The sequence below is a fragment of the Brumimicrobium mesophilum genome (assembly GCF_003025005.1).
In the GTDB taxonomy this organism is placed as follows: domain Bacteria; phylum Bacteroidota; class Bacteroidia; order Flavobacteriales_D; family Crocinitomicaceae; genus Brumimicrobium; species Brumimicrobium mesophilum.
This window is the reverse complement of record NZ_PVSS01000003.1, coordinates 96,285-110,089: the sequence shown is the minus strand read 5'-3', so window position 1 is coordinate 110,089 and position 13,805 is coordinate 96,285. Positions and strand designations below refer to the sequence as shown.

Genomic DNA, 13,805 nt, shown 5'->3' with positions numbered 1-13,805 from the left:
CAGGCGTTTTTGTAGTAGGTAGTAGCTGTAGTAGGACGTTTTTCGAGTTTTTAAGCAACAACTTTTTAAACTTCTCTCCTACTTCATTTTTACACTTCAAGGATCAAATTATAATACTAATCGTATTAGAATCTGATACTGATAGTATTAAGTTTTAATCCATAATTCAAAAACCCTTGGTTTGAAATCAAAGTGTAATCACATTTGTATCAGAATGAAAGCAAAGTGATAACAATTGAAAAATAAAGGATTTCGATAAATGTCGAGAGGACAATTATAACAGAGAACCACGCTTAATAGGCAAAGTGGTATTTGACAGCTCGGAAAGACGGCATTTTTTTTCTAACACAAAAAGCATAAAATGTATCAAATACCAAGTAAACAATTAGCAGTTAAACTTTCAGATTTTGAAAGGAACCAACTTCAAGAAGTTTCTGATGAGCTTCAGGAGAAGTTAGAAACAACGTTTTCAAATGGAAACCATGTTGTTTTCGGCATTTTACAAGAATTGAAAACACTTGAAACCAATTTGATTACAGCCGAAAACAAAGTGAAATCACTTGAAATCGAGTTGGAAACACTCCGTAACCAAAGTGAAAACAAAGTGGAATCAAATCAAAACCAAGATGAATACGACTTGCAACCACTCTTTGAATTGATCAGAGAAAGTTTGTACGGCGCTGAAGAGGAAGATTCTTCAACAAACGAAGAGTTATTAAATGATGTGCTTGGTGTTTTGAGTGAAGAACCGCCAAAACCGCAAACCATTGAAAAAGTTGTAGAAAAAGAAATTGAACGATCGCTTTCGGCTGATGAAATTCTTTTGAAGCTGACAGAAAAGCAAATTGAATTACTCAATCTTATTGCTCGCTGGAGGCATTCCAAAAAAATAGATCCTGAATTGAAAAAACCAGGGCAAATTATTGAAGCAATGGTTTTCAATAAAGGTGCACTGCTCAATTGGGGAGAGGGTTTTAGAACAGGTATCAAACGTAAAAATTTAGGATAATGTCAGTAATTCAAAGATTAAGAGACGAAAACGAGCAATTGAAGCTTGAAAAATCGGAAATGGAAAAAGACATGGGTTTTATTGCCAATACAGTAAAAAACCAATGGAATGAGCTGGGTTTTGATTTTTCGGATATGTCTAAAAAAGAAGGTGAAAAACTTTCCTTTGCTGAAATTGGTAAGATTTCCCTAACAGTTGGTAAAAAACTACTTTCTGGAAAAGTTAAAATTCAGGATATCGTCGATAAATGGGAAATGCTTACTCCAATAATGAACAAGTATGATCATTTAATGGACCAACCAAAAAAACTAGATTAATATGTTTGATTTCAATTTAGACGATGTTCTAACTACACCAACACAACACAGATCAGAAGTTGATGAAGAGAATGAAAAAGAGTTTGATCTGTCAGGTTTAGAATTCGAAGATCATGTGGAGGAAGAAATTCAAGACGAAATTGATTCTGCTTTAAATTCAAAAGTTCCTCCAGTAGAAAAAATAAAGCTGATTACCGAGAAAGAAGCCTATGACGGTGCTAAGTCGTGTGTAGATTTATATAGTATGCTTCGTGAAGGTGGATTAACACGTTTGGCCAAGTGGAAAATGAAAAAAAAACTTGGAAGTGATAAAGTTTTAAAAAAAATGAAACTTTTGGAGCAAAAAGAACTTTTGGGAGATGATGAGTTAACAGAAAAGGAGAAAGTTTTATTAAAGAGGTTAAAGGCATACGAAAAGAAAACTCAAGGAATTAAAGATATTGTTACTTATGATCAAGAGGTGAAGGAAAATCTTACAAAATCACTAGCGAAATATTTCTATGAGAATCAAATTAAATTCAAAGGTCAGGATTCATTCTGGGTTCAATTTATACTTATCGAATCCTTTACAATTGGTCAAGTTTTAATGATGTAATTATGGCTAAAAAGAAAAATTTAATACCTAAAAGGTTGGCGAATGGATGTCCTAAGACTTGTCCGAAATGTAAAAACCTGCAAAAGAAAAAAGGTAGGGTAATAGCTGTTTTCAGAACTTGGAAGCCTACAAATAGAGTTTCTTGTGAAATAGTTCATGAAGATGAGTCCATTTGCCGAATAACTTATGATTACGAATAATAATGTCAAGACAAAATTTCATATACATTATAGTTGGCGGTATTGGTTCAGGTAAAACGACCAATACAAAAAGGTTGGTCAATAAAATACTAGATAATAACGAGTCAATAAATAAGCTTGTCGTTTTTGATGATGGAGATTATGACAATTGGGAATCTTTGAAAAGTCATCACAATCCCGAACGTGGCAATCAAAAGCTTCCGATCATAAAAGAAGAAGATCTTCTTAGGTTAAAGTCGGGCCATGTTCGAATAATTCAAAAAAGAGATGATTATACTACGTATGTTGAAAAATTCTCGAAACTTAGAAATTCCGTTCTTGTAATTGAAGACGCCAGTAGATGGATTGAAGCAGAATCCAAAGTACCTGGAGTAATAAAAAAGCTTTTTTTAAATGTAAAACAAAGAAATGTCGAGCTCTTCTTTACTTTTCATGATCTCCAAGATGTTCCTAGTTGGTTTGCAAGAAAAGCAAGGGTGATAATTCTTCATCATACTGGTGATACTGTTGTTCCAAAAAAATTAGATAAACCTGCTATTAGAAAAGCATTTGAAGCCTTACAAACGACCAAGAAAACAAATCAATATGATTTTAAAGTAATCCCTGTAAATGTGGATGTAAAAAGTTAAACAAAATGGCCACAGAAAACACAACTACAAAAATTGTAAGTAAATCTGATTTGAGGGAATATTTAGGCATAAAACATACTAAGCTTAAGTATTTGCTTAATGTAAAATATTACGATGAATTAGTTGAACTGGGCTACGAAAAAAAACGTTCAATACTTCCTCCAGTTGTTACCAGAAGATTTTTAGAAATATGGGGAACAAAAATAAAAGATGATGAAATTTAAAGTTTTTATAGGTTTAAATAGAATTTGGATTGTTATAATTCTATTCCTGTTCCTCTTTTCTTCCTGCGCACCACAAAAGCGGATCAATAGAATTTTAAAAAACAATCCTCACCTACTCCACCGAGATACTGTAAAAGTTACGGACACTTTAACAGTAATTACTCCAGCAGTTGAAAAGGATTCATTAATTTCAGTTGAAAACCTCAAAAAAGATACTGTTTATATAACCGAAGATAATTTAATCATTAAAACGTATGTTCGAAATGACACGCTATATGTACACGGCAAATGTGATACAACAATAAATGAAATAGTGCGTGAAGTTCTAGTTCCTTGTGAAACTCCTATATTTCACAAGCCTAGAGAAAAATTAAGTTGGTTTGACTATATCGATTACGTAACATCCACCCTTTTAGTAGTGATAATATTAATACTGGGGTTGATGTATATTTTCAAAAAATAAACACAGCATAAGTAAAAAAAGCCTTGGAAACTCTCCAGGGCTTTTTTTATGCCAAATTTTAATAATCAATACCGTCTTTATAGGTTCTTTTTAGTTTTTATCAGTGTTTATCAGTCGCTTACCGTCGTTATCCGTCAACCTACCAAAACTGTTACTTCATATTTGCATTCAACGAAATTCATTTATAAAAAGCAATATGAAAACAAGTACAGTATTAACAGTTGTCAGTGTGGTTATTTCAGCAGGAATCCTAGGTCTTATGATTTATCAAGAGACCAAAAAAAGAAAAACTGAAAGAGAAATTCAAGACGCAATTGACGAGGCAGAAAAAGACTAATCAGTCTAAAGCCTGAAAAAAAAGTAGAAAAATATTCAAAAAAATAATCATGAATAAGGAAACAAGAGTAAAACAAACATTAATGAAAAAAACTTCTAATCAAGGTTTACTTTCATTTGCTGGTGGAGTGAAAAACGTTATTGGTGCTAGAAAGACAGGAAGCACTATTCGTTTTGAAGTTGCCAATGGAACAGAGACAGACGAAGTAATTTATTTTGCTCCAAGTGTATTATTAGGAGGTAATCCAACAGCTGGATTTATCGATGGAAGTCAAGAATTTCAAAGAATGCCACAAGGAAGTCTTTTCAGCACAGCTGCTAAAGGTGAGGCGCCGAATGCTTTAACGGTTAAATCCTTAAATCATGCCCAGGAAAAAACTTTCCTAGCATCACACTTCTCAATTGAACCAACGCAAATAACAAAAATTGCAATGAGATCATTTGCTATTGATGGTGTTCCTGAAAACACAAACTACGGAAACGATATCACAGGATATTTCTTGTCTCCGTTTAAAGAACCATTGAGAAAAGGTTCATTGAACTTCTCACAATTCCAAGGACCAAAAGACACTTCTACGGAAATGTTGACGGTTGACCTAGTAGATCAAAACTTTGATGCTTTGATTTCACAACAGGATGTTTTTGCAATGACGATCAATGCAAAAACAAAAATGACAATCACAATGAGCGTTGGTGCGAGACTTTCTCAGCCTGAATTATTTCACAGAATGGTGAAAGCAGGATCGGAAACTATCCGCGAGCACTTTGCACCTGGGGAGGATTGCCATTGCTAAGAATTAGTCGAATTTAATAATCGAAAAATAGCCCGCCCAGAAAGGGATGGGCTATTTTTTTAACATTCTCGAAAGATGTCTTATACATTAGAACAAAAATCATACACGCCAACCCCTACTCCAACTGAGTTGGTGCAAACTTCACATTCTGCTTCAGAAACTGGAGTAGGAAAATCAGAAGGTTCAGGATTTAATTTTGGGTGGGTTTCGAACCTTATAGGATCAGCTCCTGAAATAATCAATCAATTTAATTACAAGGGTAAAGATCAGGAAATTGAATTAGCAAGACTTCAAGCAGAAAAAGCCAATTCAGAAAACAATTACAATGTACCTGGAGTGGGTGGAATAAATAAAACTGTCGTTTATGCAGGCGTTGCAGTTGTCGTTGTTGTCGCCTTAGTACTCATCTTTAAAAACAAATAGTATGGCAACATTATCACAATTACAAACAGCTGCTGATAATACGCAGGATGATATCGATAGATTTTTAAAATTAGCTAATGATAGAACTTACGTTGCAAATCAAAACTTTGCTCTTGCACAAACTCAAGCAGCTTGGTTGGCTTCGAAAAGTAACAGCTGGAAACGAAAGAACGGAAGCGAAATTGCGAGGGTAAATGCTGATAACGTTCGTCTTATCAATCAATCAAAAGCATATAAAGCTGAAGCAGAAAAAATAAGAACTGTTACTATTCCTGATTTGGAAGCCACTTTGGCAGACCAAAATCAAGCAATCAAAGATTTTAACCAGTCCGAGATTGATATCTCTAATGAACTTTCAAAGCAAGGGGAAACAAGAGATTCTGTTTTAACCAGGGCAAATTACGAAGGTCAATCGAGCTACAATGCATCAATGATAAAAGCTCAATCTGAAGCTTCAGAAAAAAAGAATATTAACTACTTATATATAGCCGCTGGAGTTGTAGTAATCGCAATTGTAGCTTATGTGGCCTATAAGAAAATAGGGAAGTAATGGATATCAATACATCAGCATTAATAATGAATCCGGGCTTTATTAAAATGCCCGAAAGGCCTTCTAAAGTGCTTAAAAAGCCTACTGAATCTGAGGCAAGAGAATTAAGGCCTGAACATGTTGCCCAAAAAGAAACGGAATTAAGCATTTCTGAAACAAACGAACTCCTTCAGGCTACAAATACAGGAGTTACTGGAGGAATTGGATTACCGAGACCCACAATTCAAGAACAGATCAAAACAGAATCGAAATTCCCTAAAAAGGAAGCAATGATTTTAGGTGGTGTTTTACTTGTGGTCATTGTTGGTCTTTTTATTTATTCACACTCAAAATCTAAGAAATAATGAATGAAAGAGAAATTTCAGACTCTATTTCAACAGGGGGTTATGTATTCAACATTAACCTTCCAGATTGGAAGAGTCAAAAAAAAGATCCTGCACAAGAAGCAGCTGAAATAAATGCTAAAAAGAAGCGAATTCAAAATATTGTTGCATTTGTAATATTAGGTGTTTTGGTTTTTGGAATTATTTACTCACGTAAAAATAAATAAGCAATGGTCCCATCAATTAATCTAGGCACTGACTCCTTAGGCTTTGGTCAAATAGTTCAAGGATTAGGAAATGCAACTGGCACGGCTGAATGTGGTTCGAAACCTACTTGCCTTTCTTTTACAAAAACATGTAAAGAGAAAAATAGCGTTTACAACGACTGTAGGATGAAGGCTTTAGAAGTAAAACAAACCATGGCCAACAATATAGGAAGGAGCGTTTCAGATTCTGCTGCTGAAGAAAAAGTACTTCCTGAAAGAGTAATATATGCAGTAGTTGGCATTGTCATTTTAATTGTTTTAGTAAAAATTTTTAAAAAGTAGATCAATGGAATTTAAAACAGAAGTAGAAATCAGTCAGCAAAATATTTTCTTGGTTGCTCAGGTCGTTTTGATCGTAGCAGCTACAATTATTTTGCTCGTAAAATATTCAAAGTCATGAAAGAATGGTTTGACAGTCTAGACGCAAAAACGAAGGGTATTGTTGTAATCATAGCAATTATACTTACAATTTATATTTTATCCACGGCGAAATCTTACGCAAAACATTTCCTCAACACGGCAGATGACACTGGAGAGATTGCAGCACTTAAATCTAAAGGAATGAGTCCTTCTTTTTCAAAATCAGAGTACAACACTTTTGCGAATCAATTGGAAAGAGCAATGGCTGGTCCTAACTTATCTCATGATACTGAATTGTCGATTCTTAAAAAGTTAGAAAACGATATTGACTTTATCAGTTTAGAAAAGGCTTTTGGAATTCGTTCCTTTTGGGGATCAGGTGGTGATTTGACTGCTTGGGTAACAGGCGATTTTGATCGTTTAGAATTACTGGAGATTAATGAGCACATGGCTAAAAAAGGAATCACAAAACAATTCTAATGATGACAAATGACTTCTTTACAACCTTTGTTTATCCTACGTTGGTGCTTTTTGCATCATCTGGAATCACATGGGTTTTTGCCAGGAGAAAAAATAATTCAGAGATCACAGGAATTGACATTGATAATGCAAAAGAGGTGATAAAGATGTACAAGGATTTTTCTAGTGAAATGAAGCTTGACGCTGAAAAAACGAGGATAATTCTTAAGGAATCACAGGAATTAATAGAAAAATTCAATCAAAGATGTATTCAGCCAAACAAATGCAAGGAATAGCAATAACATTGGCTGCAGCGATTATAGCAATCCTTACAGCTCAATATTTACTTAAAAGATTTTTTAGTATGGACAAAAAATTAGTGGTCGCAAAGGCAGAAAAAGAGTTACTTACTTGGCGTGATAAAAAGGAAACCGACCCATCCGTTCAAGATATTCTCGTTCAATATTGGAATGAGGGCGCAGGATGGCACTGGGTTAATAAATCCAATATCAAGCAGTTCGACAATGAACAACCATGGAGTGCGGCCTTTGTTTCTTTCGTAGTTAGGCAGGAGTTTTGGGACTTTCCTAAATCAGCAAGTCATTCAAAGTATGTGGTTTGGGCAAGGGAGAGACGCAAAAACGGAGATACTGAAAGAATCGCTTACGAAATTTCAGAATACAAGCCCGAGCCTGGAGACATTGTCATTAAAAGACGAGGTTACACAGGAAACCTTACTAATCTCTATATAGGTGCAACCACTCACGGCGACATTGTGACGAAAAACACAGGAGATTACATTGAGGTAATTGGGGGTAATGTTTCCGACACTGTTAAAAAAACAATTGTTCCTGCCAAGAACGGATATATCAATCACAATGACTGGTTTGCAGTCATTAAAATGTAACGAAAATGAAAACACCTAGTAAAAAAACAGCAATTATTATAGTGGTTGCGATCATTTTGATTTTTGTACTTAGAGCAGCAAAGTCTAAACATGACAATAGTACTCGAGATGTAAATAAAACTCCTGAAATTCCCAATTCTAATTCGAGCACTCCAACTTCATCAGGAGAAGTAAAAAATATCCCTACTAATTTAAGTAAAAACTGCGCTAAAGAAGACATCTTAAAAATGGGTAGTAAAAATTTCTGTGTTAAATCAGCTCAAGAATTGATAAACAGAAATGCTGATTTGTTTTCACTCTCGAAAATTGGAGTTGATGGTGTTTTTGGAGGTGAGACAGAAACCGCAATGATTGCTGTTTTGGGCAAGAAAACAGGTACTTATGTCGAGCTGACAACCGCTATTAATAATAAAAAATCATTCTGGGGTGGATGGTGGTAATATCAATAATTTAAAAAAAATAAACAAAATGGCGACTTCAAATAGTTTACGTAGATCAAGAAGAAAAAGACCTTCAGAAATTAATAATTCAGTCCAGAAGGAAATCCAAGTTTCAGAAATGAACATAGGACAAAAAAGCAAACTTGCTCATGAGTTGGTTAAAAATGGCGAAGCTTCAAATTTGAAAGAAGCCTGGGCAATCATCAAAAATAGCTAGATCATGGAGGTCTACACTAAATATCAGAAGGAAATCGTAACTGGATTAATTGTCGGTGCGATTATCCTTATTTATCTCAATAGAAATTATATCCAGTCTAAAATTTCAGGACTAGGATCAAAAGAATAATAAATGTCAGAAATTAGAAAATTATCCCAAGGAGAAAGTTCTGAACCAGGAAAGGTTTATGGAAAAATTCAGGCAATCCCTCAATCAATGTTTCGAGCGACACCAGTTCACGATGATGACGGAATAGAAAATGAACCTATTGAAATGACATTACAGCCCAATAGAGAATCAGTGGGTGAATGGAAGGACATAGTAGTGTTAAAAGGGGTCTTTTTAATATATCCAATTTAAAATTTCAGGACCAAGATCAAAGGATTAAGAAATGTCAGAAATTAGAAAATTAGTACAAGGTGAAAGTTCTGTCCCCGAAAAGGTGTACGGTAAAATTCAAGCAATCCCTCAGTCAATGATTCGTGCCACTCCAGTTTATGACGATGATGGAGTTGAAAACGAACCTATTGAAATGACAATTAGAATAAATGAGAATTCAATAGGTTGTTGGAAGGACATCACAGTTATTAAAGGTATGGTTGTTTTATATCCTGGGACATGTCCCAAACCCAATCCATTTCCTGAAGATTTAAGTAACGCATTTATTTTTGAAATAGATACCAGAAGAACCTCTTCTGGGTCAAGTGAAGACAATCAGTTCCGATTACCATTGGTTCCTGGCGCCACGGATATTCATGTTTTTTGGGGAGATGGTACCAGCGATGAAATCGCCTCTTACAATCAGGTGGAAACAATACACACATATACAACAGCTGGAGAATATGAAGTGATAATTTTTGGAGCGATTCAGAATTGGCAATATGCTGCAGCAAAAGATTTATTAAAACAAGGCAATATATTGAATTGGGGTGGCTTCAATTCATTATTAACGGATGTGTTTTACGGATGTGCTAATATTAGTGTTATTGCCGAAGATATTCAATGGTTAAATTTTATAACGGATGCTTCTAGTTATTTCAGAGATGCAAATATAAATACCCTTCCCTCATCATTGAAGTTAGATTCGTTAATAGATGGATTTGCAATGTTTGCAAATAACAATTTGACAGTACTTCCTGAATTAATGAAACTTTCTGCGCTTGAATCAGGAAATTCGATGTTCACTAATAACAGTTTAACAGTCCTTCCTGAACTAATGACTCTTTCCACGCTTGAATCGGGAAATTCGATGTTTAAAAACAACAATTTAGAATCACTTCCAGAAAACATGGCTTTAGATTTAGTTACAGAATCTAACAATATGTTTGAATTGAATCAAATCGATTTCCTCCCAGAGGTGATGGCTCTTCCTGTTTTAATTGATGGAAAATATATGTTTAGCGAAAACAATTTAACAGTTCTTCCTGAATTAATGACACTGCCGTCGTTAGTTAGGTCTGAAAGAATGTTTAGCGGAAATAGTTTAACCATACTCCCAGCAAACATGGGTTTAGACTCCTTATTGAATGGTTCTAATATGTTTTACACAAATAGTTTAACTATGCTGCCAGCTGTGATGCATTTAAACGGTTTATTGAATGGTAATGGGATGTTTTTCGGCAACAATTTGACAGTTCTACCATCAGTTATGGCATTAACTAATTTGGTAACAGGAACAAATATGTTTTACACAAACAACTTAACCACACTTCCCTCTGGAGTTATTCTTCAGAACTTGACATATGCTAGCAACATGTTTTTAGGAAACACTATTGAATCTGCTAGATACACCCAATTAATACAAGATTTAAACAATTTAAATCCAAATATAAACGTGCCTTTCCACGGTGGAAACTCTAAATATAACGCTTCAGCGGTACCAGCTAGAAATGAATTAACAGCAGCACCTAAAGGCTGGACAATAACGGACGGCGGTCTAGAACCTTGAATTTTACATTATGCAAGAAATAAATAAACCAACAATTGAGACTTTCTACATCGTGAAGAACGAAAATGGAAAAGTTAAAGCATACGGAAGCGTTACACCTGATCTAGTTATGACAACTGGACACCCTACAATTTTGAGTTTCATAGATCGCCAATTGTGGTTGAATCAATTAGAAATTGAAGGAATCGAAATAGTCAAAGCAATTTAATACAAACCAATAATAAAAAACAAAATGAAATCAATTATCACAATCTTATTATTTGCGCTAACAATGAGTTTAAGCGCTCAAGAAATCAAATTTAGTAACGCCTATTTATTAGAACATACGGATGAAAAGAAAGTGGTTCATCAAGGTTATGTAGGTGCAAACGTGGTGTTTAACAGGCAACCACCAAACTCCAGCACTTTTGGAAACCCTTTTTTTGATTATTACGAGATCACCAATTCAGGCGATACAATAACAAAAATTCGTTACACCATCACAAAACGAGATAAAGAGGTCGGAATTAATCTTTTTCATACAATAGGGCCCGATGGAAAATATTTAATTATGTACGAACACGCCAAAATCGGAAAGAAGATAAAACGTGTTTTACTTATTAAACCTAATGGAAATACTATTGTATTCGAGAAAGGCGAACGATATAGAATGAAGTAAAGTTCACTTTAAAACAAAATTTAAAATGTTAGAAAATCGACTTATCACAAACAAAACAATCCCAACGTTTATAGCAGCTTATCCTCAACCTAAGCCACAAACAAAGGTCGTTGCAATTATCGTAGGAATTGCAATTGTAGCTGTAGTATCAACCTTAATTTATCGTAATTATGCCAAAAACAGAAGTACACAGGATAACAGACACAGTTAAGACCAACGGACGCCAGGAACAATTTATAAAATTCTCAATGAATTTTTTAAAGTTCTTTAAACGTAATTTTAAGGATATTCCAAAAACAATTGATGCAGAAAAATTGGCAAAAAAGTACAATCTAAAAGGTTTTGCGTTTGGAAATTACGTGAACCAGGAAGAGCGTTTTTTCTTCTTGTATAAAATTAAGAAGCAGTTAGAAATTTTGGCCAAAATCAAAAAGAACAATGATCTTGGATTTGGTGAATTAATTATTGCAGTTGGTTCAGAAGGAAAAGGCGGATCACTTGCGCACTTTAACCCTTCAAAATTGTTGATCAACTTGAATCGAGGACGCAAATCAAAATACAAAAACAAATACCAAGGTGAAAGTTCATTGATCCATGAGTATGCACATTATATTGATTGGATTGCTGGACGCTCAAAAAACAAAGAACTAGGAATAAGCTTTGCTAGTCAACAACCTGAACCCACTCAATACAAGCAAATTGAAACGATTCGCAAACCAACAAAGGAGCTATTATTTAATAAAGATTATGTAGCGCCATTAATTAAACACCCGCAATCTAAGTATTTACTTGCGCCTTGGGAAGTTTGGGCACGATTGTTTGAAAAAACAGTGTATGAATTGACAAAGAATGATGAACGCTTTTATCATTATTATCAATACGTTGAAAAAGCTAATGGAAATTATTCAAGCTTCATTTATCCAACAACAGAATTTGTAGAAAAAGAATCGACAATAATAGATGTTGGACTATCAATGCGAACGATCAAACCAACATTGCTAAAGCATTTGGATTATGATTGGAACGCAAACAATAAGTAATAACTAAAATCAAAATAGAAATGGCAAAGAAAAAAGCAACAGCAAAACAATTAGCGGCCAGAAAGAAGTTTGCGGCAAAAGCAAAAAAAGCAGCTAAATTGGTAAAAAGCGGAAAAGCAAAAAACATGAAATCCGCATGGAAGAAAATTTAACTTGTATTTTGGAAGTTGGAAGGCCTGGTCATTGACCAGGCTTTTTTTATTTGTTCCAATTAATGTTTTGAGCAGCGTTTTGCAAATCTAACTCTGTCACCCTTAAATATTTCCTCGTCATTTCCATTTTTGAATGGCCTGCTATCATTTGAGCCTTTGTAATGTCTAAACCAAAATCATTCACAAGTAATGTTATGCAAGTATGTCTTGCGAGATGTGAATGCAATTCCTGTTTAATTCCAGCAAAATACTGAAGTTCCTTTAGTTGTCTATTATAATGTTGATTAGTATATCTAAAGAAAAAACGAATGTCTTTTTGAACATCTTTCACTGTTTCAAATTTCTTGAAGTATTTCAAAATAATCTTATCAATTTTACCTCCCCAAAAGTCGGAAACAATCCATTGTATTTTCTTGGCACTTCTATGTTTTAATTTTTCCTGTATATAAGTTAATCTAATTCTCTTCTGGTCCAACACTTCAAAATTTTCAAAACTTAAATTAATTAGATCACCAAATCTTATAGAAGTGTAACAAGAAAACAAAAACATATCTCTAGTTTTCTCAAGTTCTGGGCGTAAGGACATATCCAAATTTTCAATTCGATATAATTCTTCCAGTGTTAAGGAATGTGTTTCAGGATCAACCTGGTTTATTTTAAATGTTCTAAAGGGATTTTTTGCATAGTCTACTACTCCATCATTTACCGCCACATTCATAACGGTCTTTAACCGGAGCATCAAAGATGCACGACCATTTAATTTTAACTTTTTAGTTTCCTTTAAGAAAATATTAAATGATTCTAAAAAGAAAACATCAACTTTTGTAATTGAAAAATCTTCTTTTCTAAACTCCTTCAGATAACGTAGTGTTCGACGATAGATCATTTGTGTTCCCTCAGTAAGTTCTGAATTGGTCACTTTTATCACACGATGTTCAAAGAATTCAAACAATTTAACTTTTTGGGTGCCCAAAGTTACACTCGAGAAGTCTCCGCTCATTGCTTCCTTAATAACTTGATCTTCTAACGAATGTCTTTTAAGAATTAATTTATGATTTAATTCTTGATAGTTTGGAATTGTTTTTTTGAGTTCATTCTTATTTTCATCCCAAAATTCTGGGGCAACAAAAACCCCCGTTGAACGGAAAATTCTTTTTTTTCTGTTCAAGTAAATCATAACCTCTACAGGTGCCTGTCCTTGCAGGTTCAATCGATTTTTTCGATTGAAAATATATTTTGTTTTCATGGTATCACGTATTTTGAAATTGGTATCACGGATCAGTATCACAATCCTTTGCGTTGTTCAAGCGCTGCCAAAAACAAAATCGTCTAAAACCTAATAAACTTAGACCTTTGTCTAAAATAAAAAAGCGTTGATGAAAATCATCAACGCTTAAAGTGAGCCCGAAAGGATTCGAACCTTTGACCGCCTCCTTAGAAGGGAGGTGCTCTATCCAGCTGAGCTACGAGCCCTAGTGTTAAAACAACTAGTGCG

Annotated in this window: 28 protein-coding genes and 1 tRNA gene; 27 read left to right on the top strand and 2 right to left on the bottom strand. The window is 34.3% G+C overall.

Annotated features, from left to right (window positions below; genetic code table 11):
* The first annotated feature begins 361 nt into the window (after window positions 1-361).
* From C6368_RS03875 to C6368_RS17525, 27 genes are all read left to right on the top strand, one after another.
* A complete protein-coding gene (locus tag C6368_RS03875) occupies window positions 362-1,009 on the top strand; it encodes a hypothetical protein (RefSeq protein ID WP_107037864.1) in 648 nt (215 codons plus the stop codon).
* Complete coding sequence (locus C6368_RS03870) at window positions 1,009-1,326, top strand: hypothetical protein (RefSeq protein WP_107037863.1); 318 nt, start codon at window positions 1,009-1,011, stop codon at window positions 1,324-1,326. The genes C6368_RS03875 and C6368_RS03870 overlap by 1 nt, the downstream gene beginning before the upstream one ends.
* A 1-nt stretch (window position 1,327) precedes the next feature.
* Window positions 1,328-1,921, top strand: a complete 594-nt coding sequence (locus tag C6368_RS03865) for a hypothetical protein (protein ID WP_107037862.1) — start codon at window positions 1,328-1,330, stop codon at window positions 1,919-1,921.
* 2 nt (window positions 1,922-1,923) lie between these two features.
* Window positions 1,924-2,121 (top strand): hypothetical protein, encoded by a 198-nt coding sequence (locus C6368_RS03860; protein WP_107037861.1) that lies wholly within the window; start codon window positions 1,924-1,926, stop codon window positions 2,119-2,121.
* 2 nt (window positions 2,122-2,123) lie between these two features.
* A complete protein-coding gene (locus C6368_RS03855; protein WP_107037860.1) occupies window positions 2,124-2,750 on the top strand; it encodes a hypothetical protein in 627 nt (208 codons plus the stop codon).
* Between the two features lie 5 nt (window positions 2,751-2,755).
* Window positions 2,756-2,974, top strand: a complete 219-nt coding sequence (locus tag C6368_RS03850) for a hypothetical protein (RefSeq protein WP_107037859.1) — start codon at window positions 2,756-2,758, stop codon at window positions 2,972-2,974.
* Window positions 2,961-3,437, top strand: a complete 477-nt coding sequence (locus C6368_RS03845) for a hypothetical protein (RefSeq protein ID WP_107037858.1) — start codon at window positions 2,961-2,963, stop codon at window positions 3,435-3,437. The genes C6368_RS03850 and C6368_RS03845 overlap by 14 nt, the downstream gene beginning before the upstream one ends.
* Before the next feature lie 196 nt (window positions 3,438-3,633).
* Complete coding sequence (locus tag C6368_RS17235; RefSeq protein WP_159038422.1) at window positions 3,634-3,774, top strand: hypothetical protein; 141 nt, start codon at window positions 3,634-3,636, stop codon at window positions 3,772-3,774.
* Window positions 3,775-3,823: 49 nt separating this feature from the next.
* Complete coding sequence (locus C6368_RS03840) at window positions 3,824-4,567, top strand: hypothetical protein (protein WP_107037857.1); 744 nt, start codon at window positions 3,824-3,826, stop codon at window positions 4,565-4,567.
* Window positions 4,568-4,642: 75 nt separating this feature from the next.
* Window positions 4,643-4,990, top strand: a complete 348-nt coding sequence (locus C6368_RS03835) for a hypothetical protein (protein ID WP_107037856.1) — start codon at window positions 4,643-4,645, stop codon at window positions 4,988-4,990.
* Window position 4,991: 1 nt separating this feature from the next.
* The gene (locus C6368_RS03830) at window positions 4,992-5,540 is read left to right on the top strand and encodes a hypothetical protein (RefSeq protein WP_107037855.1); all 549 of its coding nucleotides are present in this window, start codon (window positions 4,992-4,994) and stop codon (window positions 5,538-5,540) included.
* Entirely contained in the window at window positions 5,540-5,884 is a 345-nt protein-coding gene (locus C6368_RS03825) for a hypothetical protein (protein ID WP_107037854.1), read from the top strand. The genes C6368_RS03830 and C6368_RS03825 overlap by 1 nt, the downstream gene beginning before the upstream one ends.
* The gene (locus tag C6368_RS03820; protein WP_107037853.1) at window positions 5,884-6,090 is read left to right on the top strand and encodes a hypothetical protein; all 207 of its coding nucleotides are present in this window, start codon (window positions 5,884-5,886) and stop codon (window positions 6,088-6,090) included. Before C6368_RS03825 ends, C6368_RS03820 begins: the two co-directional genes overlap by 1 nt.
* A gap of 3 nt (window positions 6,091-6,093) precedes the next feature.
* Window positions 6,094-6,411: a hypothetical protein gene (locus tag C6368_RS03815; RefSeq protein ID WP_107037852.1), complete on the top strand. Its 318-nt coding sequence runs from the start codon at window positions 6,094-6,096 to the stop codon at window positions 6,409-6,411.
* Window positions 6,412-6,525: 114 nt separating this feature from the next.
* Window positions 6,526-6,969: a hypothetical protein gene (locus C6368_RS03810; protein WP_107037851.1), complete on the top strand. Its 444-nt coding sequence runs from the start codon at window positions 6,526-6,528 to the stop codon at window positions 6,967-6,969.
* Entirely contained in the window at window positions 6,969-7,244 is a 276-nt protein-coding gene (locus tag C6368_RS03805; RefSeq protein ID WP_159038421.1) for a hypothetical protein, read from the top strand. Before C6368_RS03810 ends, C6368_RS03805 begins: the two co-directional genes overlap by 1 nt.
* The gene (locus tag C6368_RS03800) at window positions 7,214-7,855 is read left to right on the top strand and encodes a DUF2272 domain-containing protein (RefSeq protein WP_107037849.1); all 642 of its coding nucleotides are present in this window, start codon (window positions 7,214-7,216) and stop codon (window positions 7,853-7,855) included. The genes C6368_RS03805 and C6368_RS03800 overlap by 31 nt, the downstream gene beginning before the upstream one ends.
* A gap of 5 nt (window positions 7,856-7,860) precedes the next feature.
* Window positions 7,861-8,295 carry a hypothetical protein gene (locus C6368_RS03795; RefSeq protein WP_107037848.1) on the top strand — a complete coding sequence of 145 codons (435 nt, stop codon included), beginning with the start codon at window positions 7,861-7,863 and terminating at the stop codon, window positions 8,293-8,295.
* Window positions 8,282-8,512 carry a hypothetical protein gene (locus tag C6368_RS03790; RefSeq protein WP_107037847.1) on the top strand — a complete coding sequence of 77 codons (231 nt, stop codon included), beginning with the start codon at window positions 8,282-8,284 and terminating at the stop codon, window positions 8,510-8,512. The genes C6368_RS03795 and C6368_RS03790 overlap by 14 nt, the downstream gene beginning before the upstream one ends.
* A gap of 3 nt (window positions 8,513-8,515) precedes the next feature.
* Window positions 8,516-8,641 (top strand): hypothetical protein, encoded by a 126-nt coding sequence (locus C6368_RS17530; protein WP_262494846.1) that lies wholly within the window; start codon window positions 8,516-8,518, stop codon window positions 8,639-8,641.
* 3 nt (window positions 8,642-8,644) lie between these two features.
* Window positions 8,645-8,872, top strand: a complete 228-nt coding sequence (locus C6368_RS03785) for a hypothetical protein (RefSeq protein ID WP_107037846.1) — start codon at window positions 8,645-8,647, stop codon at window positions 8,870-8,872.
* 31 nt (window positions 8,873-8,903) lie between these two features.
* Window positions 8,904-10,460 carry a hypothetical protein gene (locus tag C6368_RS03780; protein WP_107037845.1) on the top strand — a complete coding sequence of 519 codons (1,557 nt, stop codon included), beginning with the start codon at window positions 8,904-8,906 and terminating at the stop codon, window positions 10,458-10,460.
* A 10-nt stretch (window positions 10,461-10,470) separates the two neighbouring features.
* On the top strand, window positions 10,471-10,668 hold the full coding sequence (locus tag C6368_RS03775) for a hypothetical protein (protein WP_107037844.1): 198 nt from the start codon (window positions 10,471-10,473) through the stop codon (window positions 10,666-10,668).
* 24 nt (window positions 10,669-10,692) lie between these two features.
* Window positions 10,693-11,118, top strand: a complete 426-nt coding sequence (locus tag C6368_RS03770) for a hypothetical protein (RefSeq protein ID WP_159038420.1) — start codon at window positions 10,693-10,695, stop codon at window positions 11,116-11,118.
* A gap of 25 nt (window positions 11,119-11,143) precedes the next feature.
* Window positions 11,144-11,329 carry a hypothetical protein gene (locus C6368_RS03765; protein WP_107037842.1) on the top strand — a complete coding sequence of 62 codons (186 nt, stop codon included), beginning with the start codon at window positions 11,144-11,146 and terminating at the stop codon, window positions 11,327-11,329.
* A gap of 37 nt (window positions 11,330-11,366) precedes the next feature.
* On the top strand, window positions 11,367-12,158 hold the full coding sequence (locus tag C6368_RS03760) for a hypothetical protein (protein WP_107037841.1): 792 nt from the start codon (window positions 11,367-11,369) through the stop codon (window positions 12,156-12,158).
* Between the two features lie 20 nt (window positions 12,159-12,178).
* Window positions 12,179-12,310, top strand: coding sequence for a hypothetical protein (locus C6368_RS17525; protein ID WP_262494845.1), 132 nt, complete (start codon window positions 12,179-12,181; stop codon window positions 12,308-12,310).
* Window positions 12,311-12,356: 46 nt separating this feature from the next.
* Here the strand turns inward: C6368_RS17525 and C6368_RS03755 are convergent, their stop codons facing one another.
* Window positions 12,357-13,556, bottom strand: a complete 1,200-nt coding sequence (locus tag C6368_RS03755; RefSeq protein WP_107037840.1) for a site-specific integrase — start codon at window positions 13,554-13,556, stop codon at window positions 12,357-12,359.
* A gap of 153 nt (window positions 13,557-13,709) precedes the next feature.
* A tRNA-Arg gene (locus C6368_RS03750) sits at window positions 13,710-13,783 on the bottom strand.
* Between the last annotated feature and the right edge of the window lie 22 nt (window positions 13,784-13,805).

Coding starts and splice junctions, on each gene's coding strand:
- C6368_RS17525 (WP_262494845.1), top strand. CDS start 12,179: ATGGCAAAGAAAAAAGCAACAGCAAAACAATTAGCGGCCAGAAAGAAG.
- C6368_RS03850 (WP_107037859.1), top strand. CDS start 2,756: ATGGCCACAGAAAACACAACTACAAAAATTGTAAGTAAATCTGATTTG.
- C6368_RS03810 (WP_107037851.1), top strand. CDS start 6,526: ATGAAAGAATGGTTTGACAGTCTAGACGCAAAAACGAAGGGTATTGTT.
- C6368_RS03835 (WP_107037856.1), top strand. CDS start 4,643: ATGTCTTATACATTAGAACAAAAATCATACACGCCAACCCCTACTCCA.
- C6368_RS03795 (WP_107037848.1), top strand. CDS start 7,861: ATGAAAACACCTAGTAAAAAAACAGCAATTATTATAGTGGTTGCGATC.
- C6368_RS03845 (WP_107037858.1), top strand. CDS start 2,961: ATGATGAAATTTAAAGTTTTTATAGGTTTAAATAGAATTTGGATTGTT.
- C6368_RS03785 (WP_107037846.1), top strand. CDS start 8,645: ATGTCAGAAATTAGAAAATTATCCCAAGGAGAAAGTTCTGAACCAGGA.
- C6368_RS03775 (WP_107037844.1), top strand. CDS start 10,471: ATGCAAGAAATAAATAAACCAACAATTGAGACTTTCTACATCGTGAAG.
- C6368_RS03765 (WP_107037842.1), top strand. CDS start 11,144: ATGTTAGAAAATCGACTTATCACAAACAAAACAATCCCAACGTTTATA.
- C6368_RS03760 (WP_107037841.1), top strand. CDS start 11,367: ATGAATTTTTTAAAGTTCTTTAAACGTAATTTTAAGGATATTCCAAAA.
- C6368_RS03825 (WP_107037854.1), top strand. CDS start 5,540: ATGGATATCAATACATCAGCATTAATAATGAATCCGGGCTTTATTAAA.
- C6368_RS03870 (WP_107037863.1), top strand. CDS start 1,009: ATGTCAGTAATTCAAAGATTAAGAGACGAAAACGAGCAATTGAAGCTT.
- C6368_RS17235 (WP_159038422.1), top strand. CDS start 3,634: ATGAAAACAAGTACAGTATTAACAGTTGTCAGTGTGGTTATTTCAGCA.
- C6368_RS03875 (WP_107037864.1), top strand. CDS start 362: ATGTATCAAATACCAAGTAAACAATTAGCAGTTAAACTTTCAGATTTT.
- C6368_RS03865 (WP_107037862.1), top strand. CDS start 1,328: ATGTTTGATTTCAATTTAGACGATGTTCTAACTACACCAACACAACAC.
- C6368_RS03805 (WP_159038421.1), top strand. CDS start 6,969: ATGATGACAAATGACTTCTTTACAACCTTTGTTTATCCTACGTTGGTG.
- C6368_RS03780 (WP_107037845.1), top strand. CDS start 8,904: ATGTCAGAAATTAGAAAATTAGTACAAGGTGAAAGTTCTGTCCCCGAA.
- C6368_RS03755 (WP_107037840.1), bottom strand. CDS start 13,556: ATGAAAACAAAATATATTTTCAATCGAAAAAATCGATTGAACCTGCAA.
- C6368_RS03840 (WP_107037857.1), top strand. CDS start 3,824: ATGAATAAGGAAACAAGAGTAAAACAAACATTAATGAAAAAAACTTCT.
- C6368_RS03855 (WP_107037860.1), top strand. CDS start 2,124: ATGTCAAGACAAAATTTCATATACATTATAGTTGGCGGTATTGGTTCA.
- C6368_RS03815 (WP_107037852.1), top strand. CDS start 6,094: ATGGTCCCATCAATTAATCTAGGCACTGACTCCTTAGGCTTTGGTCAA.
- C6368_RS17530 (WP_262494846.1), top strand. CDS start 8,516: ATGGAGGTCTACACTAAATATCAGAAGGAAATCGTAACTGGATTAATT.
- C6368_RS03820 (WP_107037853.1), top strand. CDS start 5,884: ATGAATGAAAGAGAAATTTCAGACTCTATTTCAACAGGGGGTTATGTA.
- C6368_RS03860 (WP_107037861.1), top strand. CDS start 1,924: ATGGCTAAAAAGAAAAATTTAATACCTAAAAGGTTGGCGAATGGATGT.
- C6368_RS03830 (WP_107037855.1), top strand. CDS start 4,992: ATGGCAACATTATCACAATTACAAACAGCTGCTGATAATACGCAGGAT.
- C6368_RS03770 (WP_159038420.1), top strand. CDS start 10,693: ATGAAATCAATTATCACAATCTTATTATTTGCGCTAACAATGAGTTTA.
- C6368_RS03800 (WP_107037849.1), top strand. CDS start 7,214: ATGTATTCAGCCAAACAAATGCAAGGAATAGCAATAACATTGGCTGCA.